This window comes from Paraburkholderia nemoris (assembly GCF_905221015.1).
Classification (GTDB): Bacteria; Pseudomonadota; Gammaproteobacteria; order Burkholderiales; family Burkholderiaceae; genus Paraburkholderia; species Paraburkholderia nemoris.
The window spans coordinates 22,484-28,483 of record NZ_CAJNBO010000053.1 but is presented as its reverse complement, the minus strand read 5'-3'; the positions used below and the strand labels follow the sequence as shown (position 1 = coordinate 28,483).

The window sequence follows — 6,000 nt, the reverse complement described above, 5'->3', positions numbered from 1 at the left end:
CGACTGGTCCTCCGCCATGAACCAGTTCGCTATTCTGTTTGGAGAGCGTTTTACCAACGCACGCGGGTAACTCCGCCAACCGCCTCGCACACAAAAATGCGGACAGGTTCAAGAAAAGTAGGTGCCCCCCCGCACAGGGGGAACGCTAATAGACCACTAGCAAATCAAGGAAAGGCCAAAGCCCCAAGAACACGGCCAAAAAGTGCCGCGAAGGCAAAAACCTCCCCATTACATGGGGCCCTTCTTCATCAACAACTTCAACAAAACCGGCAACAAAACCAACACCAACGGCAACTGCACAATCAACCCAGAAATAATAGCAACCGCCAAAGGCTGCTGCATAGCAGCCCCCTGGCCAAGGGCAAAAGCAAGCGGCAGCAGCGCCAAAATAGCCGCAATAGTGGTCATGGCAATCGGCCGCAACCGATTCCTCCCAGCCGCGATCAGCGCCTCCTCAACCCCCATACCTTCATCCCGTACCAACCCCTGCAACTCCGATACATAAAAAATCGCCACCTCGGTCACGATACCGATAATCATCGTCATCCCCATCATCGCGGAGATGTTCAACTCGATACCGGTAATCCACAACCCGATAAACACCGCACCGGCGGCCAGCAAAGGCATCGCCATCACCGCCAGCGCAACCCGGAAACGCTCGTACAAAAACAGCAGCAACCCAAACACCAACGCAATCGCAGCGCCAAACACGGTCAACAAACCCTTGAATGCAATCTGCTGTTGCTGGTACAAGCCACCCAGTTCGTAATACACGCCGGTCGGCAACAAGCTCTTGTCGCTCAGCGCCTTCTGCACATCCGCGATCGTCGAGCCCAGATCACGGCCATCGATGCGCGCCGTCACCGCCACCATGCGCTTGAGGTTGTCGCGGCTGATCTCCGGCTGGCCCGTCACCGTCACCTGATCAGCAACACGGTTCAACGCGAACAGATGGCCGTCCGGTGCGCGAATCTGCAACAGCCCCAGTTGCGTATCGGTGAGCTTCAGTGCGCCCGCCACGCGTACCCGCACGCCTACCGTCTTCGGTCCGGTCTGGAATTGCGTGGCAACGTTGCCTTCCACCATGTCGGACACGGCCTGCGCAATCGACTGCGGGTCCATGCCCTCGGCGGCCGCGGCCTCCGGGCGGATGTGCAATTCGAGTGCGTCGCCCGCCGGATTGATACCGTCGTTCACGTCCACCACGCCCTGAATCTTGCCGATCTGTGCGGCAACCTTGCGTGCGGTGGTGTCGAGCGTGTTCTGGTCGTCGGAATAGATTTTTATCTGCACCGGCTGCGGCACCGCGGTCAGGTCGCCGATCAGGTCTTCCATCAGTTGCGCGAGTTCAATGTTCACGCCGGGCACCTGCGTTTCGATCTTCGAACGGATTTCTTCCATCACCGTTTCGATCGGCTCGCGGCCAGTCGATTTCAATCGCACGAAGAAGTCACCCTTGTTGGGCTCGTTCAGGTCGCCGCCGAGACCGGCGCCGGTGCGGCGCGAGTAAGTTGCAACGTTCGGATTCGCACGGATGATGCCCTCGATCTGCTTCATCAAGCGGTCGGTTTCCGTGACGGACGTGCCCGGCTCGGTGTGATAGTCGAGCACGAAGCCGCCTTCGTCCATGCTCGGCATGAAGCCGCTGCCTACACGTGTGAACGCGAACGCGGCCACCACGATCAGCGGCACCAGGCCGAGCAGCACGAGAACCGGGCGTGCCGTGACGCGCTCGATCACAAAGCCGTAGCGGCGGTTCATCCACGAAGCGAAGCGGGTTTCCTTGTGTTCCTCGGCATCCTTCGGCTTCAGCCAGCGGTCGCACAGTATCGGCACCGCGAGCCACGTGACGAGAAACGAAATGAACAGGGCGCTTGCCATCGTCACCGAGAGCGCCTTGAAGAACGCGCCCGTCACGCCCGACAAAAACGCGAGCGGCACGAAAATGATCAGCGTCGCCGCCGACGAGCCGGCAAGCGGCCGCGTGAATTCAAGCGCCGCCGCCATCACGCGGCCATGGAACTTGTGCGCTCCGCCTTCGCGCATGCGCCGCACGATGTGTTCGATCATCACGATGGCGTCGTCGATCACGAGGCCGACTGCAGCCGCCATGCCGCCGAGCGTCATGATGTTGAAGCCCATGCCGAATACGTCGAGCAGCAGGATCGTCGCGGCCATCACGACCGGCACCAGCGCGACCGCAATCGCGGTGATCTTCCAGTTGCGCAGGAAGGCAAACAGCGTGAAGGCGGCCAGTACCACGCCGATCATGATCGCGTCGCGCACGCTGGTCGCCGAGGCGATTACCAGTTCGCTCTGGTCGTACCAGTTCGAGAGATGCACGCCCACCGGCATCTGATGCTGGAAGTCAGCGAGCTTCGCACGGATCGCCTTGGCCATCGCCACGCTGTTCGCGCCCGGCTGCTGGTAGACGTTGAGCAGCACGGCGTCCTGGTCGTCGGCGGTGACACGCATCCATTGCGGCACGACACCCTGGCGGACCGTCGCGATGTCGCCAAGGCGGATTTGTGTTGCGCCGTTGGCCGACACCACCACGTTGCGCAGTTCATCGAGTTGCGTGATCGTGGTGTTGGCAATCACGAGGTACAGCTTGTAGTGATCTTCGATGCGGCCCGTGGCCATCAGCACGTTGCTCGCGCCGATCGCTTTCGACACATCCGGGAGCGAGATCTTGTAGGCGGCAAGGCGCGCCGGATCGATCGCGACTTCGAATTCGTCCTGCGCGCCACCCGTCACTTCGACGCGCGCCACGCCCTCGACTGACGACAACAACGGCCGCATCTGGAACTGCGCAAGATCACGCAGCGCCGACAGCGATTGCTGTTTCGACGTCAGGCTATACGCGAGCACCGGGAACACGGTCGGGTCCATGCGCCGCACCTGCATCGAGGTGCCTTGCGGCAGCGTCGCGAGGATCTCGCTGATGGCCGACTGCGCCTGCAACGTGGCTTGCGCCATGTCGGTGCCCCAGTCGAAATTGATCGAGATTTCCGCCGACCCGCGGCTCGTAGTCGATTCAACGTCGCGGACATTCGGCACGCGTCGCAGCGCCTCTTCGACGGGCATCGTGACCAGTGTGGCCATCTGTTCAGCCGGGCGGTCGCCCGCGTCGAGCGAGACGACGGCGCGTGGAAACGCGACGTTCGGGAACAGCGAGATCGGCAAACGAAACGCGGTCAGCGCGCCCGCGATCGCCAGCAGCGCGATCACGAACAGCAGCGAGCGCCGGTGCTTCTGCATCCATTGACCGAAATTCATCGCGGCGCGCCTCCGTCGGCCCGCACCGCCATGCCGTCCTTCAATTCATAGTTGCCGCTGACGACGAGGCCCTCAGCAGCGTCGATCGGGCCGTCCACGCCGTAGCGGTCGCCGTTCTCGATCTGCGGGACCACGGCCACGCGACGTGCCTTGTTTTGCGGCGTGATCTGGAACACGTACGCGCCTTTGTCGTCTTTCAGCACGGCGGCACGCGGCACGACCCAATGCGTGCCGCTGCGCGTCGCGATATCGGCGCTGACACGCGTGCCAGGAATGAATGCGCTCTGCCCGAGCGGGACGTTCGCGCCGACATTGACGAGCTGGCTTTGCTGATCGATCGATGCTCCGACCAGCACCACGTGGCCGTCCGCCGCGGCCTTGGCGAGCGAGGTGGACAGGCCGTGCAGCGTGACCATGTCGCCGGCATGGATAGCAGGGACGTCCGACGGTTCGACGCCAAGCATCACATTCGCGCGCGCATCCTTGCCGTTACCACCCGCCAGCTGCAGGACCGCAGCGCCCGGCTGCACCTGATCGCCCTGTGCGGCTGACACCTGCAAAATCACGCCGTCGATCGGCGCCGCGATGATCTTGTTGCCGCTCGCGACACCCGTCTGGTTTTGCGCCGCGAGCGCCTGCTGCGCGTCTTCGGCAGCCTTGCGGGCCGTGGCGAGTTGCGATTGCGTGGCAAGCCCTTTGTCGTACAGCGACTGCGTGCGCGCCAGTTCGCCTTGCGCCAGCGTCACCGCGCTTTTCGCCTGGGTCGCGGCGAGTACTGCGGCAGGGTCGGCCTGCACCACGAAAAGCGGCGTGCCGCGCGTCACGCTCTGTCCGGCTTGCACGCGCATCTGCACGATACGCGCGAGGTAAGGCAGGTTAACCGTGGTCAGATTCGACGCGGACGCCGCGACGATGCCATACGCGCGGACCGGTTGCGCGATGACGGCGCGCTGCACCCGTACGGTTTGCACGGATACGACGGCTTGGTCAGGCGCATCGTCGCCAGTGGACGCACTAGCCGCATCGGCCGCATGCGCGCCGATGCTCACCAGCGCAGCGCAGACGAGAGAAATCGCATACGCGGTGATGCGCGGTCGCCGCGCCGCAAGTGGGCTATTTCGCATGAGTGTCGGTGAAGTTCTGAGCAGAGGAAAAGGCGTCGGGGATCGCGCTGCCCAGCAACGCCTGCAAACCGACGCGTTGTTCGGCGAGCGATTCGCGCAGTGTGGCGACGTCCACACGTTTGGTGAGCGCGGCGTTTTCTGCATCGGTGTAGGCACCGAGCACGAGATTGTGCTGCGCATAGGCCGCCGCCGCATGCTGCGCGGCGAGGTCGACGTCGGGCAGTGCGGCCTCGGTCTGCTGCAACTGTCGCGTGAGAATCACGCTGTCCGCACGCATATGAGCGACATCAGCATAAGCCTGATTCAGGCGCGACTGATACTCGTCGCGCAGACGCTGACGCGTCGCTTTTTCGATCGCGACGTTGCCTTGATTGCGATTGAAGATCGGCAAACTCAGATTGATCTGGAAACCGCTGGTGTAGATGTTCGAGGTGTCCCGCGCGCGCACGAAGCCCACGGAAAGACTCGGAAACTGGCTGAGAATCGCCGCACGGTATTTCTGCTCCTGCGCTTCGTAGCCCGCCTGCAACGCGATCAGGTCCGGACGGCGCTGTGCGAGTTTGGCCAGCGCTGCGTCGAGCGTCGCGTTGGGCAGTTCGGTCGCTTCTTCGCTGCCGGTGAGTTGCAACTGCACCTCCGGCGAGAGGCCTAGCAGCGCGTTCAGATCGTGGTGCGTCTGTTCCGCGGCGCGTTCGGCGTCGGTGTATTGCTTGCGTGCATCGCTGTAGGCGGTGAGCGCGGCGGTCAGCGTGTCGTCGGTGAGATTGCCGTCGCGATGCGCTTCGGCCATGCGCTCGTAGCGCGTGCGGGCGAGGTCGCGCTGCTGTTGCAACAACGGCAGCGTGTCCTGCTGGAAGCGCGTCTTGATGAACAGCTGCCGCGCCTGAGCGACGATCTGCCATTCCTGCCACAGCAGGCCCAGATCGGTTTTGGCGACCGTCGCGTCGGCGGATTGTTTGTTGGCGCTGCGTAGCACGATCGCCATCACGTCGATGCTCAGGCCGTAATTGAACGCACGCGTGGCGCCGGCTGCGCCCGGGTAATCGCTCGATACGCTCAGTTGCGGGTCGGGCAGTAGCCCGGCTGAATAAGCCTGAGCCCGGGCGATGCCGAGATCGTCACGGGCCAGCTTCAGGTCGGGATTGTTCGCCACTGCGAGCATCGCGACTTCGTCGATGTCGAGCCCGTCGGAGGGATCGAAGCGATGCGCGGCCAGTTCAGGCAGCGGCATGGTGGACGGATCGATCTGGATGCGTTCGAGCGAGCGGGCCGAGGTCGACGTATCCTGCGGTGCGAGCGGCTCGCGGTGATACCACGTGCAGCCGCCGAGCAGCATCACGCAGATCGGCACGAGCACGCGCAACCGTGCCGCTGTGGCGGCGTTGAAAACGGGCAAAATCCGGCTCCTGAACAAAAGGGGAGACAGCCGCGAGCGGATGTCGCTAACCAGGTGCCGATTCTGCTGACGCGGTGCTTAAGGAACGCTTAACGGACATTAAGCCTCGCTTCAGCGTCGCCTAAGCGTCCCATAAGGGAGGCATAAGGAAGCGTTAAGCTAAAGGGCCGGACAATGCGGGCAAACTGGAGAGAGGAGAGG

At 63.0% G+C, this 6,000-nt stretch carries 3 protein-coding genes; all 3 read right to left on the bottom strand.

The annotated features are described in order from the left end of the window. Nucleotides 1-228: 228 nt before the first annotated feature. From KHO33_RS39940 to KHO33_RS39930, 3 genes are read right to left on the bottom strand one after another with little or no spacing between them, the layout of a single operon-like run. A complete protein-coding gene (locus tag KHO33_RS39940; RefSeq protein WP_200568187.1) occupies nt 229-3,279 on the bottom strand; it encodes an efflux RND transporter permease subunit in 3,051 nt (1,016 codons plus the stop codon). Continuing rightward, the gene (locus tag KHO33_RS39935) at nt 3,276-4,403 is read right to left on the bottom strand and encodes an efflux RND transporter periplasmic adaptor subunit (protein WP_200568186.1); all 1,128 of its coding nucleotides are present in this window, start codon (nt 4,401-4,403) and stop codon (nt 3,276-3,278) included. Before KHO33_RS39935 ends, KHO33_RS39940 begins: the two co-directional genes overlap by 4 nt. Next, nucleotides 4,393-5,799: a TolC family protein gene (locus KHO33_RS39930; protein WP_407946221.1), complete on the bottom strand. Its 1,407-nt coding sequence runs from the start codon at nt 5,797-5,799 to the stop codon at nt 4,393-4,395. The genes KHO33_RS39935 and KHO33_RS39930 overlap by 11 nt, the downstream gene beginning before the upstream one ends. Nucleotides 5,800-6,000 lie beyond the last annotated feature (201 nt).